Raw genomic sequence first — 24,132 nt, forward strand, 5'->3', positions numbered from 1 at the left:
TAGTGCGATCAGTAGTCATTCCAACTTATTAGAGAGATTTTCATGAAAAAAGTCCTGTTTACCCTGCTGACCCTCGGCGCCGCCTCCACCGGCGCCATGGCCCAATCGAGCGTGACCGTCTACGGCGTGGCTGACGCCGGCCTGGTGTTCGACAAGGATGCGGCCGGAGACCGCCTGAACCGCGTCGCTTCCGGCGTCGCCTCGGGTTCGCGCATCGGCTTCAAAGGCAAGGAAGACCTGGGCGGCGGCCTGGCCGCTACCTTCGTGCTGGAAAGCGGCTTCAATATCGACACTGGCACCTCGGGCCAGGGCGGCCTGCTGTTCGGCCGCCAGGCCTATGTCGGCCTGACCGGCAGCGCCGGCGCCGTCACCCTGGGCCGCCAATATTCTCCGTACTACCTGGCCCTGCGCGACGTGGCCGATCCGTTTGTCATCGGCCTGGCCGGCACGGCATCGAACCTGATGGTGACGAATATCCGCGTCGACAACATGGTGCAATACAGCACGCCGACCTGGAGCAAGCTGTCGGCCGACCTGGCCTACGGCTTCGGCGAAGTGGCTGGCGACAATGCGAAAAACCGCAGCATGGGCGGCGCCGTCCATTACATCGATGGTCCGCTGAACGTGACCCTGACGCACCACCGCAAGGAAAATGCGCTGGCGACCCAGCAAACGCGCAACACCCTGCTGGCCACGCGCTACGACTTTGGCGTCGTGCAAGGCAACTTCGGCTATGCCGACAACCGCGCCCTGGACAACAGCAAGAGCAACGACATCCTCGTCGGCTTCAGCGCCCCGTTCGGCGCCACCAAGCTGGTCGCCTCGTACATCCGCCACAACGACAAGAGCAACCTGAACCGTGATGCCCAGCAGTGGGCCATCGGCGCGTTCTACTCCCTGTCCAAGCGCACCGACCTGTACACCGGCTATGGCCACATCAGCAACAAGAACGGCGCCACCTTCGTCGTCGGCAACGCCACCGACAATGGCACCGGCAACAGCGGTTTCAATTTAGGTATGCGCCACACCTTCTGATCGCGGCTCACGCTAGCGCAGGCCGCCGGATGCACATCCGGCGGCTTTTTTATTTCCGCGATTACTTAAATGCGATACTGTGGGTTCTTGCAAGTTGGCAGCTGATTTTATGAATAGCAGTAGTACCAAATCCTCCCTTTCCTGGCGCCAGCGCCTGTCGCAACGGTCCGGCCGCGAAACGCTGGCCTGGGGCGTGGTGCTGGCCGCCTGCCTGGCCACCGTCTGGCTCGTGTATTTCTGGACGGAACGCATCGCCATCGGCAAGCTACAGGCGAGCGGCGCGCAGCGTCTCGAGGTGTATGTGAGCAGCCTGGAAAACGCGCTGGAGAAATACGACTTCCTGCCCAAGACGCTGGAACTGAACCGCGACGTGATCCGCCTGCTGCAGCACCCGGAAGACCCGGTGCTGGTCGACACGGTCAACCATTACCTCGAGCAGATGAATGCCCAGGCGAAATCCTCGACGATTTTCATCAGCAACCTTGACGGCAACACGCGGGCCGCCAGCAACTGGCAACAGCCCGACAGCTTTATTGGCGACAACATCTCGTTCCGTCCCTACGCCCAGGATGCGCTGCGCGGCACGCCGGGCCGCTTCTATGGTGTGGGCACGACGCGGCTGGAACCTGGCTACTTCTTTGCCCACGGCATCTACCAGAATGGCCACATGCTGGGCCTGGCAACGGTCAAGGTGAACCTGGAAAACCTGGAAAAACGCTGGGTGCAGGGCGCCGACAAGGTGATGCTGGCCGACGAGCACGGCGTGATCTTCCTCAGTTCCATGGCGGACTGGAAATACAAGACCCTGGCGCCGCTGTCGCCCGCCATCGTCGAGGAACTCAACCGCACGCGCCAGTATTATTCGAAGCAGCTGGAAGCCATCCCCTTCGTTTCCGACCGCCAGCTGGGCAATGGCGCGCGCGTGATCAGCGTGCGCGAGCAGGAACACGCCGACACGCCACCGAAGACCAGCTCGAGCGTCATGACGCAGATCAAGCTCAAGTCGCCGCAAGGCTGGACCTTCATTTACCTGTCCGACCTGGCGCAGGCCAAGGCCAGCGCGCGCGCGGCGGCCGCCTTCTCTTGCGTGCTGCTGGGCTTTTTCATGCTGCTGTTCTTTTACCTGCGCCAGCGCCGCGCGGCCGTGGCGCAAAAACTGCGCGCCCGCGAAGACTTGCAGCATGCCTACGACAACCTGGAAGCCATGGTCGAGGAACGCACGTCGGAACTCAATGCCATGACGCAAAGCCTGAGCCAGGAAATCGAGGTGCGCAGCAAGGCCGAGCAGAAACTCCACATCACGCAGAATGAACTGTTTCAAGCTGGCAAGATGGCCGTGCTGGGACAGATGTCGGCCAGCATCACGCATGAGCTGAACCAGCCGCTGACGGCGCTGCGCACCATGTCCGACAATGCCGTCATCCTGCTCGAGCGGGGCCGGCTCGACGATGCGCGGCGCAACCTGGCGAAGATCTCGCAAATTGCAGCCAGGATGGGGACCATTACGGGTCAATTGAAGATTTTTGCGCGCAAGTCGACGACCAGCCTGACCTCCGTCTCGATCCCCACGGCGATCAGCAACGCCCTGTTCCTGGTCGAGCGCCGGCTGCAGGTGGAAAATGTGCGTTTTACTTTGCAACTGCCGCCCGAAGACATCTTCGCCATGTGCGAAAGCAACCGCCTCGAGCAGGTGCTGGTCAACCTGTACGCCAATGCGCTCGACGCCATGAATGGCAGCGACGTGCGCAGCCTGCGCGTGGCCGTCGAATGCACGTCCGAGCACGTGCTGATCCACGTGGCCGACACGGGGCCGGGCCTGTCGACGGAAGTGTATGAACACCTGTTCGAACCGTTCTTCACGACCAAACCGCAAGGCCTGGGCCTGGGTTTGGGACTGGCCATTTCCGAACAGATCACGCGCCAGTTCGGCGGCGTGCTGCGCGCCGAAAACGCCCCCGGCGGCGGCGCCATCTTCACCATCGAACTACAGATTGCAACGCAGGAGGAAAAACATGTTTGACGGCTTGAAGGTCTTGCTGGTCGAGGACGACCCCACCGTACGCGAAGGCAGCGAACAGGCACTGCAGCTGGCCGGCCTGGACGTGCTGGCCTTCCACTCGGCCGAACTGGCCTATAAACTGCTGACGCCCGATTTCCCCGGCATCGTCGTGAGCGACGTGCGCCTGCCCGGCATGAGCGGCCTGGAATTGCTGCAAGCGGTCAAGACGCTCGACGCCAACCTGCCCGTGATCCTCGTCACGGGCCACGGCGACATCACGATGGCCGTGCACGCCATGCGCACCGGCGCCTACGATTTCATCGAAAAACCGTATTCGTCCGACCAGTTGGTCGACGTCATCCTGCGCGCGCTGGAAACCCGGCGCCTGACCCTGGAAGTGCACAGCCTGCGCCGCCAGCTCGAGGACGGCGGCGGCATCGAAGCGCGTTTATTGGGCAATTCCGTGGCGATGCGCGACATACGGCGTCTGATACTCGACGTTGCCGACGAACCAGCCGACGTGCTGATCTATGGCGACACGGGCACGGGCAAGGAAATGGTGGCCCGCTGCCTGCACGACTTCAGCCACCGCCGCAAGCACAACTTTGTCGCCGTCAACTGCGGTGCGATTCCCGAAAGCATTTTTGAAAGCGAAGTCTTCGGCCACGAACCGGGCGCGTTCACGGGCGCGGCCAAGCGGCAAGTGGGCAAGATCGAGCATGCGGACCAGGGTACGTTCTTCCTCGACGAAATCGAAAGCCTGCCCCTGTCCCTGCAAGTGAAATTGCTGCGCGTGCTGCAGGAACGCTATATCGAGCGGCTGGGTTCGAACGTGCCCACGCCCGTTGACGTGCGCGTCATCGCGGCAGCCAAGCTGGACCTGGAAGACTTGTCGCAGCAGCAGAAATTCCGCAGCGACCTGTACTACCGTTTGAATTTGATCGTGCTGCACCTGCCGCCGCTGCGCGAACGGCGCGAAGACATTCCCATCCTGTTCGAACACTTCGTGCTGGCCGCCGCCGCCCGCTACAACCGCGCCGCGCCCGTGGTCTCCAGCGCGCAGATGCGCAACCTGATGGCCCATTCCTGGCCCGGCAATGTGCGCGAATTGCGCAATATCGCCGACCGCTTCGTGCTCGGTATCGCCGGCGGCGCCTCGAGCCTGCTGGCGGGCGGCCAGACCAGCCCGTTGTCGCTGGCGGAGCAAGTGAACGGCTTCGAACGCGCGCTGATCGAGCAGGAACTGCGTGCATATTCGGGCAACGTCAGCGAAGTGAGCACGGTGCTGGGCCTGCCGAAACAGACCCTGTATCACAAGATGCAAAAGTACAATCTGGTGGCGGAAGAGTTCAGGTAAGCACGCCGACCCGGCCCGTGCGCAAGGGCGTGACCCAGTCGGGCCGGCCGTTGGCCAGCGCCAGCCGGGCCGCCTTGTCCCAGTCATATTCCACGGCATGCAATTGCGCCGTCCAGGCGCCATCGGCACCCTGTTCGGCGATGGCATAGCGCGCGTGCGGCGTGCAGTTTTCCATCACGTGCGGATAGCCGTGGTCGTCGTCGTAGGCTTGCAAGCCCACGCTGCCCGGATTGACGATCAGCCTTCCATCGGCCAGGCGCACCTGGCGCGGCATGTGCGTGTGGCCGCACAGGATCAAGGCCGCGTCGGCCTCGCCGGCCCGTTCGGCCACCTCCTGCGGCGTGGCGGCGCGGCTGCCTTGCGGCGTGACGCTGTCGAGAAAATATACGAGGTCGCTTGTCGGCGTGCCATGCACGAGCAGCACATCTTTGCGCAAGCGCAAGGTGGCGGGCAGCGCCGCGATCCAGACCAGTTGCTCGGGTAACAGTTGCGCGCGCGCAAAAGCGTCGGACACGCCCATGCGGGCCGGGTCGCCGAACAGCTGGCGCTCGTGGTTGCCACGGATGGTGGGCAAGCCGAGCCCCATCAGTCGCGCCGCCGTGGCGCTCGGCTGCAGATGGCCCGAGACGATGTCGCCCAGGTTGACGGTCACGTCCACGCCACGCCGGGCGATGTCGGCCAGCACGGCGTCAAGCGCATCCAGGTTGCCGTGGATATCGGAAATGGCGGCGATTCTCATATTCCCTCCTGTGCGCACCATTCTGCGCGCGTCAGACGATACAGGCAATGCGTGCGCAATGCGTGTCCTGGCGGCAGGGCCGGATGCTCGAAGGTGGCGGCATCGCGGCGCATGCCCAGGCGCGCCATCAGGGTGCTCGAGCGCACGTTGGGCAAGGCCGTGAACGAGACGATCTCCGGCAGTTGCAAACGCCCGAAACCGGCCTGCAGGGCGGCGTGCGCCGCCTCCTGCGCGTAACCTTGTCCCCAGTAATCGAACGCCAGGCGCCAGCCGATTTCCACGCATGGCGAGCACGGCAATTGCGCGTCGGGACTATGCAGCCCCGTCATGCCGATGAAGGTATTGTTTTCACGCAAGGTTACCGCCCATAAACCCCAGCCCCGCCCGGCGATCAGGCCGCTGCAGCGCCGCGCCATGGCGTCGCTGGCGTCGCGCGACAGGGCCGCCGGGAAATATGCCATCACGCGGGGATCGGCATTCAGCGCTGCGAATGGCGGCAAGTCGCTGTCGCGCCATTGGCGCAGCAGCAAACGCGGTGTCGCCAGCTCGATGATTGCTTGCATCGTTTTCTTCTCCTCTAACCAGGTCTTACATACGGTAGGACAAATCCGACGGTAATTTGCGCCGTGCGGCTACGTAATCCAAAAGTAACAATTGCTACCATTTCCTCATTGCACTGTTGCCCAAAACGTCGCGACAGTTTTCACTTTATTTTGAGGAGTTACCCCATGTCTGTCATGTCCGTGTCCACCCGCCTGTCCCCACCACGCCCGCACCACCTCGCCTTGCGCGGCGCCATGATGATGGGCGTGCTGGGCATTGCCACGGCGGCGGCCACGGCGCGGGCCGAGCCATCTCCCGCGCTGGACCGTGTCAGCATCTCGGTGGGCGCGTTTTCCGCCGATCCGCGCATCAATATCGGCGCCGACACGCAGTTTGGCCGCATCGACGCGCCCGAATCGAAGCAAAGCCATACGACCATCCCGCGCATCAAGGCGGACTTGCTGATCGGCGACCGCCATGGCCTGGCATTCGACTACTACCGCTACGACAAATCCTACACGCCAAGCCTGACTGGCGAGACCATCATCAATGGCCAGCCCGTCACGGGCACGGCGACGGCGAATGCCGATCTGAAGCTGGACCTGGCCAAGCTGGCCTATAAATGGTGGCTCGGCAGCGGCAACGACACCTTCGGCATCGGCCTGGGCGCCGCCTACTACCACGCCAGCCTGAACGGCACGGCCACCGGCATCGTCAATGGCGAAACGGCCACGGCACGCGACTCCATCGGCGAACACGCGTTTGCGCCGTTGCTGGAAGTGGGCTGGCGCCACGCCTTCACGCCGGACTTGCGCATGTATGCGGAAGCGTCGGGCATCAAGAAAAACGGCGGACGCATCAACGGCCACATCTACGGCGGCAATGTCGGCGTGGAGTGGTTCCCGTTCAAGAATATCGGTTTCGTGGCCGATTACGGCATCTCGAAAATCAAGCTGCACCGCGACAGCGAACGCGATGCCGACCTGAACATCCGCCTGACGGGACCGTCGGCGTATGTCAAAGTACGCTTCTAAACGGGCTCACGCCGCCGGTTTCAGCAAATAGAGCTGAAACTGCGGCAAGTCCGGAGCGTCGTACGCCTCGACCCTGGCAAACGGCAGGCGCGCAAACGCCTGCCGCCAGAACGCATTCGCATCCGCATCGGCGCGGAACATCGCCACCAGCCAAGTCTGCTCGCTGCCCAGCAGCACGCGCCGCACCACTTCCAGCGCCAGCCCCCGGCGCCGGTATTTCTGCAAGATGAAAAAGTCGCTGAACTCCTGCACCGGCAGCCCGCCCGCCACGCCGGGTTCCGTGACGAAAAAGCCCGCCAGCGCGCCATCGACCTCGATCCAGACGGCCGCATGTCCGGGCGCATGCACGTACTCGGCCAGCCCGGCATCGCACACATCGTAGCGGCCGTCGGCCAGCACGTCTTCGCCGCTCCAGGCGGTATTCTCGTAGCAGTACAGCTGGAACAGCCGCGCCAGCGCCCCTGCTTCGCCGGGCGCAACGGCGCGCAATGTCATGTTCTGTGCGACTGGCATGGTCCCCTCTTTCCGACGCCTGGCGTCGCTGAAAATGGCGAGTGTAGCACCACGTCATTCATCCCTCTCTCCTGCATTTCAGCCCCGCATTGCCACACCTGGTCGCAAAAACATTAATTTTCTTCCAATTGGTTATATATTATTGTTTTTGAGTAACATCCGCCATCGCGGCTGAAAAACAAGGGGGATCCCCTTCCACAGACCGGCAGACACGTATCTGCCGGCTTTCATACCCAAGCTCTGGAGAGTGCTGCACATGCTATCGATCAAACAGCTGAACAAAACGTATGCCAATGGCGTCAAGGCCATCAACAATGTCAGCCTGGACATTCCCAACGGGATGTTCGGCTTGCTGGGACCGAATGGCGCGGGCAAGTCCTCGCTGATGCGCACCATCGCCACCTTGCAGGATCCCGATAGCGGCAGCATCCACTTCGATGGCGTCGATGTGCTCAAGGACAAGGAAGGCTTGCGCCGCCAGCTCGGCTATTTGCCGCAGGATTTCGGCGTGTATCCGAAGGTCAGCGCGGAAACCCTGCTCAACCACTTTGCCGTCTTGAAAGGCTTGACGGAAAAGGGACCGCGCAAGGAAGCCGTGGAAGCCTTGTTGCAGCAAACCAATCTGTGGGAAGCGCGCAAGCGCAATCTGGGCACGTATTCGGGCGGCATGCGCCAGCGCTTCGGCATCGCCCAGGCGCTGCTGGGGGCGCCGCGCCTGGTAATCGTCGACGAACCGACGGCCGGCCTGGACCCGGACGAGCGCAACCGCTTCCTGAACCTGCTGGCGAAGATCGGCGAGCAGGTGGTGGTGATCCTGTCGACGCACATCGTCGACGATGTGACGGACTTGTGCCCGCGCATGGCCATGATCGTCAAGGGCCAGGTGCTGGTGCAGGGCGAGCCGCAGGCGGCCATCGACACCTTGCACGGCAAGGTCTGGCGCCGCAGCGTCAGCATGGACGAGCTGGCGCAATACCAGCAATCCTTGAACGTGCTGTCGACGCGCCTGGTGGGCGGCAAGCCGCAGATCAATGTGTTTGCCGACAGCCAGCCCGACAGCGGCTTCGCGCAGATCGCCGCGGACCTGGAAGATGTGTATTTCTTGCACGTACGCAACGCTGCCCGCAGCGGCGCCGCCGCTCCCGCCGCCGCGCCGGCCGCCGTCGCAGCGTAAGGGGCCGCCATGTGGAAGGAATTTTTCAAGTTTGACCTCGGCTACCAGCTGAAACAGCCGCTGCTGTGGATATTTGCCGTCATCCTGGCCCTGATGGCCTTTGGCGCCAGCAGCAGCGATTCGATCCAGATCGGCGGCGCCATCGGCAACATCAACCGTAATGCGCCCACCGTGGTGGCGCAGCTGCTGACGATGTTCAGCCTGCTGTCGATGTTGCTCATCACCATCTTCATCGCGGGCGCCGTACTGCGCGACAGCGAAGTGGGCATGGCCGACATGCTGTTCGCCACGCCCATGCGCAAGTGGGATTACCTGTTCGGCCGCTTCGCCGCCGGCTTTGTCGCCTGCCTGGTGATCTTTGCCGCCATTGCCCTGGCGCTCATGCTCGGCCCCCTCATGCCCTGGGTCGACCCGCAGCGAGTGGGTGCGTTCTCGCTGCATGCGTATGCGTGGAGCTTCGCCGTGATGGTGATCCCCAACCTGCTCTTCATCGGCGCCCTGCTGATGCTGCTGGCGGCCACGACGCGCTCGATGCTGCTCGTCTACGTGGGCGTGCTGGGCTTTTTCGTGCTGTGGGGCATGGCTGGCGCCTTTACGCGCGACATCAACAACGAATGGATCGCCGTCCTGCTCGACCCCTTCGGCATGCGCGCCCTGGGTCGCATGACGCGCTACTTCACGTCCGCCGAAGCGAACGCGGGCCTGCCGCCGTTCTCCGGCTTCCTGCTGGCCAACCGCCTGCTGTGGCTGGGTATCACGGCCGTGCTGTTCGCCGCCACCGTGCTCCTGTTCAAGCCGCAGCGCACGGGCACGGGCAAGCGCTGGTTCGGCAAGCACAAGGCCGAGCCCGCCGCACCGGCCGTGGCGGCGCCGCTGCACCTGCCGCGCAGCGTCCCCGCCTTTACGGCCGCGACAGCCTGGCGCCAGTGGTGGCAAATCCTGCGCTTCGACGCCGCCGGCGTGTTCAAGAGCGTGCCCTTCCTCGTCATGCTGCTGTTCGCCGTAATCAATCTGATTACTACCGCCAATGTCGGCAAGAACATGTATGGCACGGCCGTGTATCCGATGACACATTTGCTGTTGCAGCAGATCAATAACAGCTTCAGCTTCATGCTGATCATCATCGTCACCTTTTACGCCGGTGAACTGATCTTCAAGGAACGGCAAGCCAGGATCGCCGATGTCAGCGACGCCATGCCCGTGCCCGGATGGGTACCGCTGCTGGCCAAGTGCACGGCCCTGGTCGGCGTCATCGCCGGCTATTTGCTGGTGGGCATCGTCGCGGCCATCGGCTTCCAGCTCTACAAGGGCGGCGCGCCCGTGGAACTGGGGCTGTACCTGAAAGGCACGCTGCTGGGTGCCCTCTTCTTCGTGCTGATGGCCTTGTGCGCCCTCACCCTGCAAGTGCTGTCAAATAACAAGTTCATCGGCTACCTGCTGGTGATCCTGCTGATGGTGGCGCAAATGGTGCTGGGCATGCTGCACTTCGAACACAATCTGTACGCCTTCGGCGGTACCCCGGCCATCAAGTATTCGGACATGAACGGCTATGGCCACTTCCTGACGGGCTGGTCCTGGTTTGCGCTGTACTGGAGCCTGTTTACCGTGGCCCTCGTCATGCTGGCGCAGGCGTTCTGGGTGCGCGGCCTGTCCGCCGACTGGCGTGCGCGCCTGCGCCTGGCCCGCCAGCGCCTGCAGGGTGGTGCAGGTATTGCACTGGCCGTGGTCCTGCTGTGCTGGGCAGGTACGGGCGGCTGGATCTACTACAACACGAATGTGCTGAACCAGTATGAAACAGCCAATATCGGCATGGACAAGCAGGCCCGCTACGAGAAATTGTACAAACAATACAAGGACTTGCCACAGCTGAAGATCACCGACATCCAGGCCGACGTGGATATTTATCCAGAGCAACGTCAAGTGTTGATCAAGGGCCACTACGTACTGCAAAACAAGACGCAGCAGCCGCTCGACACCCTGCGCATCCAGCTTAACCCGGACCTGGAAACGCAGTGGGTGAACTTGCCGGCGCACAAGATCGTGCTCGATGACAAGGAACTCGGCTTCAGCATCCTCAAGCTGGCCCAGCCCTTGGCGCCGGGCGCCACCTTGCCGCTCGATTTCACGGTGGCCGTCACGCATGAGGGCTTTACCAACAGCGGCACGCCGGACCAGGTCAACCTGAACGGCAGCTTCTTCAACAACCAGGCCTTTTTCCCCCACTTCGGCTATGCCAAGGAAATGGAGTTGACGGACCGCAATGAGCGCCGCAAGCGGGGTCTGGGCGAACCGCAGCGCATGGCCAAGCTGGAAGACAGCTCCGCGTACGGCAATACGGTGCTGGGCGGCGATGCCGACTGGATCCATTTTGACACGACGGTGTCCACCAGCGGCGAGCAGACCGCCCTGGCGCCCGGCTATCTGCAAAACAGCTGGGAAAAGGATGGCCGCCGCTATTACCGCTACAAGATGGACCAGCCGATGCTGCCCTTCTTCGCCTACCTGTCAGCGCGCTGGGAAGTCAACAAAGGCGACTGGCGCGGTTTGCCGATCGAAGTGTATGTCGATAAAAAGCATGGCTACAATACGCAGCGCATGATTACCTCCGTGCAAAAGTCGCTCGACTATTACACCACCCAGTTCACGCCCTACCAGCACAAGCAGGTGCGCATCCTGGAATTCCCCGGCTACCAGAGCTTCGCGCAGTCGTTTGCCAATACGATTCCGTATTCGGAAGGCATCGGCTTCATCGCCGACCTGCGCGACAAGGATGACATCGACTACGTGTTCTACGTCACGGCGCATGAAATGGCGCACCAATGGTGGGGCCACCAGGTGATCGGCGCCAACGTGCAGGGCGCCACCATGCTGATGGAGTCCTTGGCGCAGTATTCGGCCCTGATGGTGATGGAAAAGGAATACGGCCGCGACAAGATGCGCCGCTTCCTGCGCTATGAACTGGACCGCTACCTGAGCGGACGCGGCGGCGAAGCCATCGAGGAATTGCCGCTGGCGCGCGTGGAAGGACAGCAATACATTCACTACAACAAGGGCAGCCTCGTGTTCTACCGCCTGCGTGACGAGCTCGGCGAAGAAGCCCTGAACCGTGCCCTGAAGCGCTACCTGCAGGACAAGGGCTACCAGCAGGCGCCGTTCACCACCTCGCGCGAACTGCTGGCGTACATCCGCGCCGAAGCGCCGCAGGACAAGCAGGCGCTGATCACGGACCTGTTCGAGAAAATCGTCTTCTACGACAACCGCGTGACGCAAGCGACGGCCGTGCAGCGCAAGGATGGCCAGTGGGATGTCACCCTGCAGCTGCACCTGGCCAAGCTGGAGTCCGACGGCAAGGGCAAGGAAAGCCCGCGCATCTACGACGAACCGGTGGAAATCGCCATCTTCGCGCGTGCACCCGGCGCCAAGGAAAAAGACGAAAAAATCCTGTTCACGGACAAGCGCATGCTGTCGGGCAGCGAGCCCGTGGTGACGATTACGGTAAAAGAAAAACCGTTTGAAGTGGGCGTCGATCCCTACAACAAGATGATCGACCGCGTTCCACGCGATAACCGCAAGGAAATCACGTTCAATTAAACCTTGAGTTAACGCAAACAGGCCGCGCATTCCAGGAATGCGCGGCCTTTTTTTGCATGTTGAAGCGTGGGCAATACTGGCCATGCGCACGCTGCCGTACAGGCCCATGGCAGCAGCTGGCGTAAGATGGATGACAGCACCATCGACTGATTTTGATCTACATATAAAGGGGAATAGCATATGCCGCTTCGTCACCTGCCCATGCGCGCCAGCCTGCTGCTGGCGGCACTCGTTTTCACCACGCCGGCCTGGAGCGCGGACCCCGTCCACAAAGAAACAGTGGCACTGACCGCAGGCACAAGCGCGCACAGCGTGAAAGGCAAGATCCAAGGCTACGCCACGGCCGAATACACGGTGACCGGCAAGGCGGGCCAGATCCTCGGCGTCAAGCTGAAAACCAATCAGCCATCGAATTACTTCAACATCCGCCAGGCTGGCCACGATGACGCCCTGTTCACCGGCTCGAGCAGCGGCAACAGTTACGAGGCCAAACTGCCGGCCGATGGCGAGTACACGGTGCAGGTATATCTGATGCGCAATGCGGCGCGCCGGAATGCGGTGGCCAGCTATAGCCTGGAGCTGGCCTTGCGCGACTGAGGTCGCGGCGCAGAAGGCCCCGGCAGTTGCGTGGCCAGGCCAGCAAAATGAGGGGCGACAAAAGAGACGACAAGAACGGACAGCAAGGGTCTAGCGGCTCCTAGCGAAGACTATTACTGGCAACAATGTAACGCGGTATGCCGCCCACGGAAATTTGCGCCAACCAGACGACCGTCACGTTGCTGCTGGCATCCCTGACAGCAATAGGCGCATTGGCAAACACGTTCTGGCCGCCATCCGGGCTAGCGATGGCCTTGGGTGTCATCCACTGCGCCTGCGTCGCGGAATATGGCATCGCCAAGATGGCGCCATCCTGCTCATACAGCAATGCAACATTGCCGGCAATATCGGCTGTGATGGCAAAGCGCGCGTTGCCGGGTATTGCTGTTCCGAGACGCTGGGCCACTGTCCAAGCGGCAGACGTACGAGAGGAACGCACGCCGTAAATGCCGCGCTGCTGTGCCCAGACCACTGTGGCGATACCGCTGGCGTCGATTGCCACCGCGGGACTGTTCGCGCCTAAGCCATCCGCGGTAATGCTGAGCACAACCGGCAGGCCCCAGGCCATGGCGCTGGCATCAAACCTGGCAGCATGAATGGCGGGCGTATCCATGATGCCCGAACCATGCGTCCAGGCGATGGTGGCGCCGCCCTGCGCATCCGCCACCAAGGCATAGGGCTCCGAGATCAGATTATCGTCCAGCACATGGGGGGCGCTCCAGTTGCCCGTGTCCGCGCTGTAGCGCACCACATTCAAGCCATTGGAGGCATCGCCGACGTTGCCACGCTGTACCCATCCCAGGAAAAGATTGCCGACGCCATCCACCGCCAGATCGAGATTGTGGACAAAGTTATCAGCGCTTGGCGGCAATATCTCACGCGGCACGCTCCATGCGCCAGAGGCAACATCGTAGCGCATGCTATATAAACCATCCCACACATACGAACGCAGCACCACCGTCAAGATACCCTTCGCATCGACGACAGGAAGGACGGCATTGAAAGATGTCCCGCCAGGCAAGCCCTTGATGGCGACGGGAGCAAGCCACGCCGATGCCGCCGCCACATACCGCGCCATCCAGACTGACTGCTGAGGGTCCGCCGCGTCGAACCACAGCACGTACACATTGCCGCTACCGTCGGCCACCATACTCAATGGGCCCATCCCTCCAAACATGTTCGCGGCCGAGTGGATGCTCACTGGTGCGCTCCAGTTCCCCGTCCGGTGATCCATGCGAGCGGCAAAGACAGTCGCAATGCCGCTTACATTGTGCTGCCAGACAACGGTCACATCGCCGGCTTTATCGACTGCCACCGCGGGTACGACACCTCCCGTGAAATGCGGCATCTCTGCAAGCTGGCGGCTCGTCGCCCCCCAGGTTTGCGCAGCCGTCGTAAACGAGCGGCCAACGGCCGCACTCAGGGGGCGGCCCGCCATGTCCTTGATACCGGTGGCAAAATTGAGCGTGTATTGGGTACCGCCAGGCAGTGCCATCGCAGGCTGCAGCCTGATTTCATTGCCGGATACGGACAGCGTGCCGGGCACAGGGTTGCCTTGCGGCCCGAGCAAGCTCACGCTGCTGGCATGGATCGAAACAGGATCGGGTGCCACGCTGAGCGTCGCGGCCAGGCCGCTGCCGCGCGGTACCTCTGTTGCAGCATCGGCGGGCGTGCCGGACAACACGGCAAACGCCGGCTGTGGCGGCGTGATGACGGGTGGTGGGGGAGGCGGCGCGTCCGGCGACGTTGAACTCCCTCCGCCACCGCAACCGGCCAGGAAGGACAGCGCCAGAATCAAGGTTACAGCCAATGCACGTTGAGTCATATCTGTTTGTCATGAGAAGATTTTTGATGGCAAAATTATACATATTTATCAAATGCAAAAAAAATGTATTTTCACGCAAAAAAAAGCCCTGCAAGTAATGAACTTGCAGGGCTTTGATGACAAACGTCGAATGACTGGATATCAGAACGGAATATCGTCATCCATATCCGAGAAGTTCGGTGCTGGCTTCGGTGCCGGGCGTGGTGCCGGGGCCGGAGCTGGGCGCGGGGCTGGCGCCTGGCGCGGGGCCGGGGCGTCGTAACCGCCGCCGCCACCGCCGTAGCTGTCATCGCCACCGCCGGCGTCGCCGCCCATGCCGGAACGGCCGCCCAGCATTTGCATCTGTTCCGCGATGATGTCGGTTGCGTACTTCTCGACGCCGTCCTTGTCCGTATATTTACGGGTTTGCAGACGGCCTTCGACGTAGACGGACGAGCCTTTTTTCAGGTATTGGCCGACGATTTCCGCCAGGCGGCCGAAGAACGAGATACGGTGCCACTCTGTCAATTCTTTTTGTTCGCCCGTGTTGCGGTCCTTCGATTTGTACGAAGTGGCCACGGCGATGTTGGCGATCGCGTCGCCGCTAGGCATGTAGCGGATTTCCGGGTCACGGCCCAGATTGCCGACGATGATGACTTTGTTGACTGATGCCATGAATAACTCCTGATGAACTGCAGCGGGAGCCGGTGTCCCGCGCGTTAGTTTAGTGTACTAAACGAGGATTATAAGCGACCACGCGGCGCAAAGCACCCGCTTTCTGGCGGACGCCTTCTCCCGTGCGGCAGCACGTTTTTTTCACAGCAGAGGAAAACAAGAAACTTAAATACTGGTATTATATACAGTATTCAAACGTCAGTACGCATCTGCATCAAACTTTGTCAGGGCACGTTCGCCCGGCGGCGCAATCCGCCCATGGACGCCTCAGGCATGCAGAGCAAAACCCGGCTATAGTTACAGGTTGACCCGTTGTGGCTCCTCATCTGCACCCAGGCACAATGCGCCGGCCGCACCACTCACTGAAAGCAAGGCAATCACATGGAACAGATCCGCATTCGCGGCGCTCGCACGCATAACCTCAAGAATATCAATCTCGATTTGCCGCGCAATAAGCTGATCGTGATTACCGGCTTGTCCGGCTCCGGCAAGTCCTCGCTGGCCTTCGACACCCTGTATGCGGAAGGCCAGCGCCGCTATGTCGAGTCGCTGTCGGCGTATGCGCGCCAGTTCCTGCAATTGATGGAAAAGCCCGATGTCGACCTGATCGAGGGGCTATCTCCCGCCATCTCCATCGAACAGAAGGCAACGTCGCACAACCCGCGCTCGACGGTGGGCACCGTCACGGAAATCCACGATTATCTGCGCCTGCTGTATGCGCGCGTGGGCACGCCGTACTGCCCCGACCATCCGGAAAACGCGCTGGCCGCCCAGTCCGTATCGCAAATGGTCGATGCCGTACTGGCCATGCCGGAAGACACCAAGCTGATGATACTGGCGCCCGTCGTCGCCAACCGCAAGGGCGAACACGTGGACCTGTTCGAGCAGATGCAGGCGCAGGGCTTCGTGCGCTTCCGCGTGCAGAGCGGCACGCATGCGGCCAAGATCTATGAAGTCGATGACCTCCCGAAGTTAAAGAAAACGGAAAAACACACGATCGACGTCGTCATCGACCGGGTCAAGGTGAACCAGGAGATCAAGCAGCGCCTGGCGGAAAGTTTCGAAACGGCCCTGCGCCTGGCCGACGGCCGCGCCATCGCCTACGAAATGGATACCGCCCAGGAACACGTGTACTCCAACAAGTTCGCCTGCAATGTGTGTGGCTATTCCCTGCAAGAACTGGAACCGCGTCTGTTCTCGTTCAACAACCCGATGGGCGCCTGCCCGGAATGCGACGGCCTGGGCCACATTGAATTCTTTGACCCGAAACGCATCGTCGCGTTCCCGAACCTGTCGCTGGCGTCGGGCGCCGTCAAGGGCTGGGACCGCCGCAACCAGTTTTATTTCCAGATGCTGTCGAATCTGGCCGCGTATTACGAGTTCGACCTGGACATGCCGTTCGAGCAGCTGGCACTGAATGCCCAGCAAGCCGTGTTGTACGGTTCCGGCAAGCAAGTGATTCCGTTTAGCTATGTCAACGAACGGGGCCGTACCGTCATCAAGGAACACACGTTCGAAGGCGTGGTCAACAATCTGCAGCGCCGCTACCGCGAAACGGATTCGATGGCCGTCAAGGAAGAACTGGCCAAGTTCATCAATGAAAAATGCTGCCCGTCCTGCGATGGCGCGCGCCTGCGCGTGGAAGCGCGCTTCGTCAAGGTCGGCACCGGCAAGCAGCAGCGCGCCATCTATGAAGTGGCGGGCAAACCGCTGCGCGAAACGCTGGAATTCTTTGAAAAGCTGAAACTGACGGGCGCCAAGAAAGAGATCGCCGACAGGGTCGTCAAGGAAATCATTTCGCGCCTGAAATTCCTCAACAATGTGGGCCTCGATTACCTGTCGCTGGACCGCAGCGCCGATACGCTCTCCGGCGGCGAAGCACAACGCATCCGCCTCGCATCGCAAATCGGCTCCGGTTTGACGGGCGTCATGTATGTACTCGATGAACCGTCGATCGGCTTGCACCAGCGCGATAATGACCGCCTGATCGAAACCTTGAAACACTTGCGCGACATCGGCAACAGCGTGCTGGTGGTCGAGCATGACGAAGACGCGATTCGCACGGCCGACTACATCGTCGACATGGGCATCGGCGCGGGCGTGCACGGCGGCGAGATCATCGCCGAAGGCACCCTGCAAGACATCCTGAAAAACAAGAAATCGCTGACGGCGCAGTACCTGAACGGCAAGCTGAAAATCGCCGTACCGGCCAAGCGCCACGCGAGCAATCCGGAAAAGCAGCTGGTGATTACTGGCGCAACGGGCAACAACCTGAAAAAGGTCTCGCTGAGCTTGCCGGTGGGCTTGATGACCTGCGTCACGGGCGTGTCCGGTTCGGGCAAATCCTCGCTGGTCAACGATACGCTGTATCCTGCCCTGTCGCGCCATTTGTACGGTTCGCAGACGGAACCGGCGCCGCACGAATCGATCAGCGGCCTGGAACATTTCGACAAGGTCATTTCCGTCGACCAGGCGCCGATCGGCCGCACGCCGCGCTCGAATCCCGCCACGTACACGGGCTTGTTTACGCCGATCCGCGACTTGTTCTCCACCGTGCCGACGGCCAAGGAACGGGGCTACAGCGCGGGCCGCTTCTCGTTCAACGTGAAGGGCGGACGCTGCGAAGCGTGTCAGGGCGATGGCGTGATCAAGGTCGAGATGCACTTCCTGCCCGACGTCTACGTGCCGTGCGACGTGTGCCACGGCAAGCGCTACAACCGCGAAACGCTGGAAGTGCACTACAAGGGCAAGAACATCACGGAAGTGCTGGGCATGACGGTGGAAGAGGCGCATGAATTCTTCAAGCCCGTGCCCTTGATCGCGCGCAAGCTGCAAACCCTGCTCGACGTGGGCCTCGGCTACATCAAGCTGGGCCAGAGCGCCACCACCCTGTCCGGCGGCGAGGCGCAGCGCGTGAAATTGTCGCTGGAACTGTCCAAGCGCGACACGGGCCGCACCCTGTACATCCTTGATGAACCGACGACGGGCTTGCACTTCCACGACATCGACTTGTTGCTGAAAGTCATCCACCGCCTGCGCGACCAGGGCAACACCCTCGTCATCATCGAGCACAACCTGGACGTCATCAAGACGGCAGACTGGATCGTCGACCTGGGTCCGGAAGGGGGCGCCGGCGGCGGCCAGATCATCGCCACGGGCACGCCGGAAGACGTGGCCGTCAACCCGGCCAGCGTGACGGGCAAGTACCTGGGGCCGCTGCTCAAGCAATAAGAGCGGCAACCCAATAAAAAACGGCGCGGATTGCTCATGCAATCCGCGCCGTTTCTCTTCTTGCTAGCACCCCAGTCATTGCCGGCGTGTCATTTATCGCACGCCAGTCTTTGCCGGCGTGTTTCTCCCCCACTACAACTCTCGACACCTGACAAGCTACTGCGCGGCGCGCTTTGCGGCCTGCGATGCTCACCGTGCTACAGCACGGTTGCGCTTCTTAGCCACAAATCACTGCCGCTCGCTACGCTTGTCAGGCGCCGTCGTACGTTAACTTATTTACGCACTCAGCCGCTTTTCCAGTGCAGCCTTGTGATCTGCCAATTCTTGCGGCAGATGATACGCGAGTTTTTCAAACAATTCCGTATGCAATTTCAATTCTTCCACCCACGCGGCCTTGTCGATCGAGGTGATGGTATCGAACTGTTGCTGCGTGAATGGCAAGCCATCCCAGTTCAGGTCGCCATACTGCGGCGTCGTGCCGAACAGGTTTTCCACGCCGCCCGCCTTGCCTTCGATGCGCTCCAGCATCCATTTCAGCACGCGCATGTTGTCGCCAAAGCCAGGCCAGACGAACTTGCCTGCCTCGTCCGTGCGGAACCAGTTGACGCAGTAGATCTTCGGCAGGGCCGCCGCGTTGACCTTGCCCACCTTGACGCCCATGTCCAGCCAGTGCTGGAAGTAATCACTCATGTTATAGCCGATAAACGGCAACATGGCAAACGGATCGCGGCGCACGACGCCCATCTGGCCCACGGCCGCAGCCGTCGTTTCCGAGCCCATGGTGGCAGCCATGTAGACGCCTTCGACCCAATTGCGCGCTTCGGTGACGAGCGGCACGGTGGTCGAGCGGCGGCCGCCGAAGATGAAGGCCGAGATCGGCACGCCAGCAGGATCGTCCCAGGCCGAGTCGATCACGGGGTTTTGCGTTGCAGCCACAGTGAAGCGCGCATTCGGATGCGCCGCCTTGGTGCCGGACGCTGGCGTCCAGTCCTTGCCTTGCCAGTCGATCAGGTGGCTTGGCGCTTCCTTGGTCAAGCCTTCCCACCAGACATCGCCATCGTCCGTCAGCGCCACGTTGGTGAAAATCGTGTTGTCGCGCATGGACGCCATGCAGTTGTAATTGGTTTTTTCGTTGGTGCCCGGCGCCACGCCGAAGTAGCCAGCTTCCGGGTTGATGGCGTACAAACGGCCATCGGCGCCCGGCTTGATCCAGGCGATATCGTCGCCGATGGTGGTTACTTTCCAGCCGTTAAAACTTGCCGGCGGGATCAGCATGGCGAAGTTGGTCTTGCCGCAAGCCGACGGGAACGCTGCCGCGACGTAATGCTTCTTGCCTTCCGGCGACTCCACGCCGAGGATCAGCATGTGTTCGGCCAGCCAGCCCGGGTTGTTCTCGGACGCTTGCGCTTCCTGGTAGCCCATGTTCGAAGCGATGCGCAGGGCGAAGCATTTCTTGCCCAGCAAGGCGTTGCCGCCGTAGCCGGAACCGAAAGACCAGATTTCGCGCGTTTCCGGGAAATGCACGATGTACTTGGTGCTGTTGCACGGCCATTTCACGTCGGCCTGGCCGGCAGCCAGCGGGGCGCCCGCGCTGTGCACGCACGGCACGAACTCGCCATCGGTGCCCAGCACGTCGTACACGGCACGGCCCATGCGGGTCATGATCTTCATGTTGACGGCGACATACGGCGAATCGGACAGTTCCACGCCGATGTGCGCGATCGGCGAACCCAGCGGGCCCATCGAGAATGGCACGACGTACATGGTGCGGCCGCGCATGCAGCCATCGAACAGGCCATTCAGGGTGTGGCGCATTTCGCCAGGTTCGGTCCAGTTGTTCGTCGGACCGGCCGCTTCTTTCGTTGCCGAGCAGATATACGTGCGGTCTTCGACGCGGGCCACGTCGCTCGGGTCGGAGCAGGCCAGGTAGGAATTCGGGCGCTTTTCGGCATTGAGTTTTTTCATGGTGCCGCTGGCAACCATTTCAGCGCACAGGCGCTCGTACTCTTCTTGCGAGCCGTCGCACCAGTAGATGCGGTCTGGCTTGGTCAGCGCGGCGATGTCGGCGACCCAGTTGATCAGTTTCTGTTGTTTAATATAAGCTGGGACGTTGAGTGCGGCGACGCCACCCATGACGGGCTGATTCATATTACCTCCAATACCAATAAAAGAAATTCTGGTCGTTCCGGCAAGACAGGCAGCATCGTTGAGAAGTGGCTGCGGCTCACTGCGGGCGGCATGTTCACGCGGGCAGGGCTCTGGTGTCGTTTACCTGGATCATGCACCCAGGCGGCAGGAACAGTTTGCGCTATAACTATAATCAGGAAGCTTCAAAAGTGCCGGCGATTGTACACCCGCGTAACGGCTATTTTCGCAAAAATGTAGGAGAATAGCCTGACTAATGTAGTAGGCTATTCAGCATTTCCCGTATCCTGTTATTTCCCTACCAAATCCTTAATAAAATCGGCCATCCACCATGAAAATTGCCATACTCGATGATTACCAGGATGCCGTGCGCGGCCTCGATTGCGTTCAATTGCTCGATGGCCACGAGGTCAAAGTGTTCAGCAACACGGCGCGGGGACTGGGCCAGCTGGCGATCCGCCTGGCGCCGTTCGACGCGCTGGTGCTGATCCGCGAACGCAGCAGTTTCAACCGGGCCTTGCTGTCGAAACTGCCGAACCTGAAACTGATTTCGCAAACGGGCAAGGTCAGCGGACACATCGATGTGCCGGCCGCCACGGAACTGGGCATCGCCATCGCTGAAGGTATCGGCTCGCCCACGGCGCCGGCCGAACTGACGTGGGCGCTGATCATGGCGGCGCAGCGCAAGATCGTGCCGTACGCGCAACATTTACAGGAAGGGCTGTGGCAGACGTCGTCGCTGGAGCCGGCACGCAATACGCTCGGCACGGTATTGAAAGGGCGCACCCTGGCGATCTGGGGCTATGGCAAGATCGGCCAATTGATCGCCGGCTATGGCCGCGCCTTCGGCATGACCATCCTCGTGTGGGGCAGCGAAGCGAGCCGCGCGGCAGCCGTGGCGGCCGGCGATACGGCGGCGGCGTCGCGCGAGGCCTTCTTTGAACAGGCCGACGTGCTCAGCCTGCATTTGCGCCTGTCCGACAAGACACGCGGCCTGGTGACAGCCGAGGACCTGGCGCGCATGAAACCGACGTCCCTGTTCGTCAACACCAGCCGCGCCGAACTGGTGGCCGAGGGCGCACTGGAAGCGGCACTGCCCCAGGGGCGCCCGGGCGCCGCCGCGCTGGACGTGTTTACGGACGAGCCGCTGCCGCCCGGCTCGCCATTGCTGCTGCTACCGAACGTGCTGGCCACGCCACACCTGGGCTACGTCGAGCGTGACAGCTATGAATTGTATTTCCGCTACGCCTTGCAAAACATCGTCGATTTTGCGCAGGGTCAATGCACGCGCCTGCTCAATCCGGAAGTACTGGCGCATGCGCGGCAAGTTCCTCAGGAGCGCTGAAACCCCTTGAGGAGGTCCGGCTCGCCCGTAATGCGGATGGCGGGCGCGGGCAGTTCGTGCCGGCCGCGCCACAGGCCGGCCCAGCCGGGCGGCCAGGCGATCTGCGGGCCCGCATACGGCGCCACGCCGGCGCGCACGGCCACCACCGGCACGGGCGGCATGTCTTGCAAAGGCTCGCCTGCCGTGCGCTGCATGTCCAGGCTGTACATGTAATCGGGTAATAAAGCGTCGCAGACGCGGCCGAACCAGTCGCTATGGTCGTCGTCGCGCCCCAGCGCCTGCGCCAGGCCCTGCGGATCGAAACGGGCCAGGGCATCGATCAGCTCGCCAGTGGAAGCGCCGGGAGAGTCTCCCCAGCCCATCACGGGGTTGACGTTGTAATCGGCGCCCGAGCCATACCAGCCTTCGCGCCACGGCCGCTGCATCCAGTCGCGCGGCCCCGTAAACAAATGCCAGCGCCAGTGCAGGCCGGACGGCTTGGGCCAGGAATACAGATACAGTTTTTGATAGCCGGCCTGGTGCAGCTCGCGCACCATGGCCATCAGGCGCGCGTGCGGCATGCGGTCCGGCGGCGCGCGGCGAAACAGGATCGCTTCGCCATCGGCGAACTGCACGTCGTCAGTCGACAGGTTCAGGTCCAGGGTCCGCGCTTCGCTGCCGAAACGGGCGGCGATCCAGCCCGTCAGCAAATTGACGGACGTGATCACCCCGTAGCCGCGGTGGCGGTGAAAAATGACGGTGCCGGGAGCGAGCGCTTTCATACGGAATCGGGCCGGTAGGCGAACAAAGAAACAAGTGTACTCACAGATGGCTGAATTTTCCAGGTGCGATCCGCACCGGCCCGCCATTCACGCAAGGGACACAATCCACGCTATCATGCGCGTCATTCTCCACTGACATCGTGACCACATCATGACTTTGCGCATACTCGCCACCGGCGGCACTTTCGACAAACACTACAACGAATTGAACGGTACCCTGGGCTTTTCCGACAGTCATTTGCCGGCAGCGATTGCCCGCGCGCGCATGACGGCGCCCGTGGCGCTGGAGCAGTTGCCGTTGCTCGACTCGCTCGACATGCAGGATGCGGACCGCCAGCGCGTGCTGGCCTCGTGCCGCGCGGCGCAGGAAAAAGCCATCGTCATCATCCACGGCACCGATACCATGCGCGAAACGGCGCAAGTGCTGGGCGCGGCGAACCTGCAGCAGACGGTGATTTTGACGGGCGCCATGATCCCCTACGAAATCGACAATTCCGATGCCCTGTTCAACCTGGGCTTTGCCTGCGGCGTGGCGCAAACCTTGCCGGCCGGCGTGTACGTGGCCATGAATGGCCAGATCTTCGCCTGGGACAATGTGCAAAAGAACCGCGCCGCCGGGGTATTCCAGCCGTTGTGATGCTATTGCGCTGTGGCAACGTCGCAGCGCAACAACAGAAAGCACGTGCAACATTTCCAGAAAAATAAAGAATCACGCCATTAATTCCCATGCGGAAATAAAGAAAGCAAAAAAACAATAGATTTGTTCATAATTGCAATTTTTTTCTGGCGTTCGATGCTATATTCGGGTCATCGACTAACCTCATCTGGAAAACCCATCATGATCAAGCGCAAATCGGCTGCACAACTGTTCCAACTGGGCGCCTTGGCCGCCGCGTTTGCGCTGAGCGGCGCCGCCCACGCGACGACCAACCTCACCAATGAATATACGGTAACGGCATCGGCCACGGCCGCAGGCGCGAACACGTGGACCTTCGATTACAGCGTCTTGAACAATAACCAGGGCATCGGCGGCCAGACGGGCCTGGACGGTTTCACGATTTTCGTTCCCGTCTCGGCCACGCTGGTCGGCTCCACCGCCCCTGCGCCATTGAACGGTGCCCCCGGCTTCTGGTCGCAAGGCGCCAGCGCCCAGCTCGACCTGGGCGGCAACGGCTCGCAAAACCTGGTGGCACCCTCGGGCTACGCGGCCTACACCTGGTGGGGTCAAAATACGCAGTCCGTGTACACGCCAGGCTCGACCGCCAACTTCAGCATTACCCTGAGCAATGTTGCTGTTGGCACCAACACGGTCGGCATCAGCACCTATTTCGGCTATGGCGCCGCGACCGCACAATCTGCCAGCAACCAGTATGGCAATTACTCTACCTTTACCGGTACTTTCGCTTCACCGGTGGCCGCAGTGCCTGAACCGGAAACATACGCCATGCTGCTGGCCGGCCTCGGCCTCGTCGGCTTCATGGCACGCCGCAGAAAAACAGGCAAGCACAGCGCCTGATTTCCACTCTGCTGCACCTCGACAAGCCCGCTTCCAGCGGGCTTTTTTTACATTTTTTTGCTTTGCATAAATT

Annotated in this window: 18 protein-coding genes; 11 read left to right on the top strand and 7 right to left on the bottom strand. The window is 61.5% G+C overall.

All coding sequences use genetic code 11. From position 1 onward, the window contains the following. Nucleotides 1-42 precede the first annotated feature (42 nt). The 3 genes from ACQ4WQ_RS26510 (at nucleotide 43) to ACQ4WQ_RS26520 (ending at nucleotide 4,391) form a co-directional block, all read left to right on the top strand. Nucleotides 43-1,035, top strand: a complete 993-nt coding sequence (locus ACQ4WQ_RS26510) for a porin (RefSeq protein ID WP_436501155.1) — start codon at nucleotides 43-45, stop codon at nucleotides 1,033-1,035. A 109-nt stretch (nucleotides 1,036-1,144) separates the two neighbouring features. Beyond that, a complete protein-coding gene (locus ACQ4WQ_RS26515) occupies nucleotides 1,145-3,055 on the top strand; it encodes a sensor histidine kinase (protein WP_436501157.1) in 1,911 nt (636 codons plus the stop codon). Continuing rightward, a complete protein-coding gene (locus ACQ4WQ_RS26520; protein ID WP_326456800.1) occupies nucleotides 3,048-4,391 on the top strand; it encodes a sigma-54-dependent transcriptional regulator in 1,344 nt (447 codons plus the stop codon). The genes ACQ4WQ_RS26515 and ACQ4WQ_RS26520 overlap by 8 nt, the downstream gene beginning before the upstream one ends. Here the strand turns inward: ACQ4WQ_RS26520 and ACQ4WQ_RS26525 are convergent. Both ACQ4WQ_RS26525 and ACQ4WQ_RS26530 read right to left on the bottom strand, forming a co-directional pair. Continuing rightward, on the bottom strand, nucleotides 4,384-5,130 hold the full coding sequence (locus tag ACQ4WQ_RS26525; RefSeq protein WP_436501159.1) for a metallophosphoesterase family protein: 747 nt from the start codon (nucleotides 5,128-5,130) through the stop codon (nucleotides 4,384-4,386). The genes ACQ4WQ_RS26520 and ACQ4WQ_RS26525 overlap by 8 nt on opposite strands. Then, entirely contained in the window at nucleotides 5,127-5,693 is a 567-nt protein-coding gene (locus ACQ4WQ_RS26530) for a GNAT family N-acetyltransferase (RefSeq protein ID WP_436501161.1), read from the bottom strand. Before ACQ4WQ_RS26530 ends, ACQ4WQ_RS26525 begins: the two co-directional genes overlap by 4 nt. A gap of 165 nt (nucleotides 5,694-5,858) precedes the next feature. Between ACQ4WQ_RS26530 and ACQ4WQ_RS26535 the strand changes: the two genes are divergently transcribed. Further along, nucleotides 5,859-6,707 (top strand): porin family protein, encoded by an 849-nt coding sequence (locus tag ACQ4WQ_RS26535; RefSeq protein ID WP_436501163.1) that lies wholly within the window; start codon nucleotides 5,859-5,861, stop codon nucleotides 6,705-6,707. A 6-nt stretch (nucleotides 6,708-6,713) separates the two neighbouring features. On the opposite strand, the gene ACQ4WQ_RS26540 is transcribed toward ACQ4WQ_RS26535, so the two are convergent. Further along, on the bottom strand, nucleotides 6,714-7,220 hold the full coding sequence (locus tag ACQ4WQ_RS26540) for a hypothetical protein (RefSeq protein WP_436501165.1): 507 nt from the start codon (nucleotides 7,218-7,220) through the stop codon (nucleotides 6,714-6,716). 256 nt (nucleotides 7,221-7,476) lie between these two features. On the opposite strand from ACQ4WQ_RS26540, the gene ACQ4WQ_RS26545 reads away from it, so the two are divergent. From ACQ4WQ_RS26545 to ACQ4WQ_RS26555, 3 genes are all read left to right on the top strand, one after another. After that, nucleotides 7,477-8,394, top strand: coding sequence for an ABC transporter ATP-binding protein (locus ACQ4WQ_RS26545; protein ID WP_436501167.1), 918 nt, complete (start codon nucleotides 7,477-7,479; stop codon nucleotides 8,392-8,394). 9 nt (nucleotides 8,395-8,403) lie between these two features. After that, a complete protein-coding gene (locus ACQ4WQ_RS26550; RefSeq protein WP_436501169.1) occupies nucleotides 8,404-11,985 on the top strand; it encodes an ABC transporter permease/M1 family aminopeptidase in 3,582 nt (1,193 codons plus the stop codon). A 180-nt stretch (nucleotides 11,986-12,165) separates the two neighbouring features. Further along, nucleotides 12,166-12,582 carry a hypothetical protein gene (locus tag ACQ4WQ_RS26555; RefSeq protein ID WP_436501171.1) on the top strand — a complete coding sequence of 139 codons (417 nt, stop codon included), beginning with the start codon at nucleotides 12,166-12,168 and terminating at the stop codon, nucleotides 12,580-12,582. A 100-nt stretch (nucleotides 12,583-12,682) separates the two neighbouring features. Here the strand turns inward: ACQ4WQ_RS26555 and ACQ4WQ_RS26560 are convergent, their stop codons facing one another. Beyond that, nucleotides 12,683-14,407 carry an Ig-like domain-containing domain gene (locus ACQ4WQ_RS26560; RefSeq protein ID WP_436501173.1) on the bottom strand — a complete coding sequence of 575 codons (1,725 nt, stop codon included), beginning with the start codon at nucleotides 14,405-14,407 and terminating at the stop codon, nucleotides 12,683-12,685. Nucleotides 14,408-14,548: 141 nt separating this feature from the next. Further along, nucleotides 14,549-15,061 (bottom strand): single-stranded DNA-binding protein, encoded by a 513-nt coding sequence (gene ssb / locus ACQ4WQ_RS26565; protein WP_058050329.1) that lies wholly within the window; start codon nucleotides 15,059-15,061, stop codon nucleotides 14,549-14,551. A 381-nt stretch (nucleotides 15,062-15,442) separates the two neighbouring features. On the opposite strand from ssb, the gene uvrA reads away from it, so the two are divergent. Then, nucleotides 15,443-18,292 carry an excinuclease ABC subunit UvrA gene (gene uvrA, locus ACQ4WQ_RS26570; RefSeq protein ID WP_436501175.1) on the top strand — a complete coding sequence of 950 codons (2,850 nt, stop codon included), beginning with the start codon at nucleotides 15,443-15,445 and terminating at the stop codon, nucleotides 18,290-18,292. A gap of 276 nt (nucleotides 18,293-18,568) precedes the next feature. On the opposite strand, the gene ACQ4WQ_RS26575 is transcribed toward uvrA, so the two are convergent. Next, a complete protein-coding gene (locus tag ACQ4WQ_RS26575) occupies nucleotides 18,569-20,440 on the bottom strand; it encodes a phosphoenolpyruvate carboxykinase (GTP) (protein ID WP_436501177.1) in 1,872 nt (623 codons plus the stop codon). A 328-nt stretch (nucleotides 20,441-20,768) separates the two neighbouring features. Between ACQ4WQ_RS26575 and ACQ4WQ_RS26580 the strand changes: the two genes are divergently transcribed. Then, nucleotides 20,769-21,782 (top strand): D-2-hydroxyacid dehydrogenase family protein, encoded by a 1,014-nt coding sequence (locus ACQ4WQ_RS26580; protein ID WP_436501179.1) that lies wholly within the window; start codon nucleotides 20,769-20,771, stop codon nucleotides 21,780-21,782. On the opposite strand, the gene ACQ4WQ_RS26585 is transcribed toward ACQ4WQ_RS26580, so the two are convergent. Then, entirely contained in the window at nucleotides 21,770-22,543 is a 774-nt protein-coding gene (locus ACQ4WQ_RS26585) for an L-asparaginase (protein ID WP_436501181.1), read from the bottom strand. The genes ACQ4WQ_RS26580 and ACQ4WQ_RS26585 overlap by 13 nt on opposite strands. Nucleotides 22,544-22,694: 151 nt before the next feature. On the opposite strand from ACQ4WQ_RS26585, the gene ACQ4WQ_RS26590 reads away from it, so the two are divergent. Then, complete coding sequence (locus ACQ4WQ_RS26590) at nucleotides 22,695-23,180, top strand: asparaginase domain-containing protein (protein WP_034781194.1); 486 nt, start codon at nucleotides 22,695-22,697, stop codon at nucleotides 23,178-23,180. 201 nt (nucleotides 23,181-23,381) lie between these two features. Continuing rightward, nucleotides 23,382-24,059, top strand: coding sequence for a PEPxxWA-CTERM sorting domain-containing protein (locus tag ACQ4WQ_RS26595; RefSeq protein ID WP_436501182.1), 678 nt, complete (start codon nucleotides 23,382-23,384; stop codon nucleotides 24,057-24,059). The last annotated feature ends 73 nt before the right edge of the window (nucleotides 24,060-24,132 follow it).

Origin of the sequence: Janthinobacterium goodfellowi (genome assembly GCF_051380695.1) — a bacterium.
Classification (GTDB): Bacteria; Pseudomonadota; Gammaproteobacteria; order Burkholderiales; family Burkholderiaceae_D; genus Janthinobacterium.

What these genes read in the sequence shown, in the direction of transcription:
- ACQ4WQ_RS26530 (WP_436501161.1), bottom strand. Translation starts at nt 5,693, where the DNA reads ATGCAAGCAATCATCGAGCTGGCGACACCGCGTTTGCTGCTGCGCCAA.
- ACQ4WQ_RS26535 (WP_436501163.1), top strand. Translation starts at nt 5,859, where the DNA reads ATGTCTGTCATGTCCGTGTCCACCCGCCTGTCCCCACCACGCCCGCAC.
- ACQ4WQ_RS26555 (WP_436501171.1), top strand. Translation starts at nt 12,166, where the DNA reads ATGCCGCTTCGTCACCTGCCCATGCGCGCCAGCCTGCTGCTGGCGGCA.
- uvrA (WP_436501175.1), top strand. Translation starts at nt 15,443, where the DNA reads ATGGAACAGATCCGCATTCGCGGCGCTCGCACGCATAACCTCAAGAAT.
- ACQ4WQ_RS26585 (WP_436501181.1), bottom strand. Translation starts at nt 22,543, where the DNA reads ATGAAAGCGCTCGCTCCCGGCACCGTCATTTTTCACCGCCACCGCGGC.
- ACQ4WQ_RS26510 (WP_436501155.1), top strand. Translation starts at nt 43, where the DNA reads ATGAAAAAAGTCCTGTTTACCCTGCTGACCCTCGGCGCCGCCTCCACC.
- ACQ4WQ_RS26575 (WP_436501177.1), bottom strand. Translation starts at nt 20,440, where the DNA reads ATGAATCAGCCCGTCATGGGTGGCGTCGCCGCACTCAACGTCCCAGCT.
- ACQ4WQ_RS26515 (WP_436501157.1), top strand. Translation starts at nt 1,145, where the DNA reads ATGAATAGCAGTAGTACCAAATCCTCCCTTTCCTGGCGCCAGCGCCTG.
- ACQ4WQ_RS26520 (WP_326456800.1), top strand. Translation starts at nt 3,048, where the DNA reads ATGTTTGACGGCTTGAAGGTCTTGCTGGTCGAGGACGACCCCACCGTA.
- ACQ4WQ_RS26540 (WP_436501165.1), bottom strand. Translation starts at nt 7,220, where the DNA reads ATGCCAGTCGCACAGAACATGACATTGCGCGCCGTTGCGCCCGGCGAA.
- ACQ4WQ_RS26525 (WP_436501159.1), bottom strand. Translation starts at nt 5,130, where the DNA reads ATGAGAATCGCCGCCATTTCCGATATCCACGGCAACCTGGATGCGCTT.
- ssb (WP_058050329.1), bottom strand. Translation starts at nt 15,061, where the DNA reads ATGGCATCAGTCAACAAAGTCATCATCGTCGGCAATCTGGGCCGTGAC.
- ACQ4WQ_RS26590 (WP_034781194.1), top strand. Translation starts at nt 22,695, where the DNA reads ATGACTTTGCGCATACTCGCCACCGGCGGCACTTTCGACAAACACTAC.
- ACQ4WQ_RS26560 (WP_436501173.1), bottom strand. Translation starts at nt 14,407, where the DNA reads ATGACTCAACGTGCATTGGCTGTAACCTTGATTCTGGCGCTGTCCTTC.
- ACQ4WQ_RS26595 (WP_436501182.1), top strand. Translation starts at nt 23,382, where the DNA reads ATGATCAAGCGCAAATCGGCTGCACAACTGTTCCAACTGGGCGCCTTG.
- ACQ4WQ_RS26550 (WP_436501169.1), top strand. Translation starts at nt 8,404, where the DNA reads ATGTGGAAGGAATTTTTCAAGTTTGACCTCGGCTACCAGCTGAAACAG.
- ACQ4WQ_RS26545 (WP_436501167.1), top strand. Translation starts at nt 7,477, where the DNA reads ATGCTATCGATCAAACAGCTGAACAAAACGTATGCCAATGGCGTCAAG.
- ACQ4WQ_RS26580 (WP_436501179.1), top strand. Translation starts at nt 20,769, where the DNA reads ATGAAAATTGCCATACTCGATGATTACCAGGATGCCGTGCGCGGCCTC.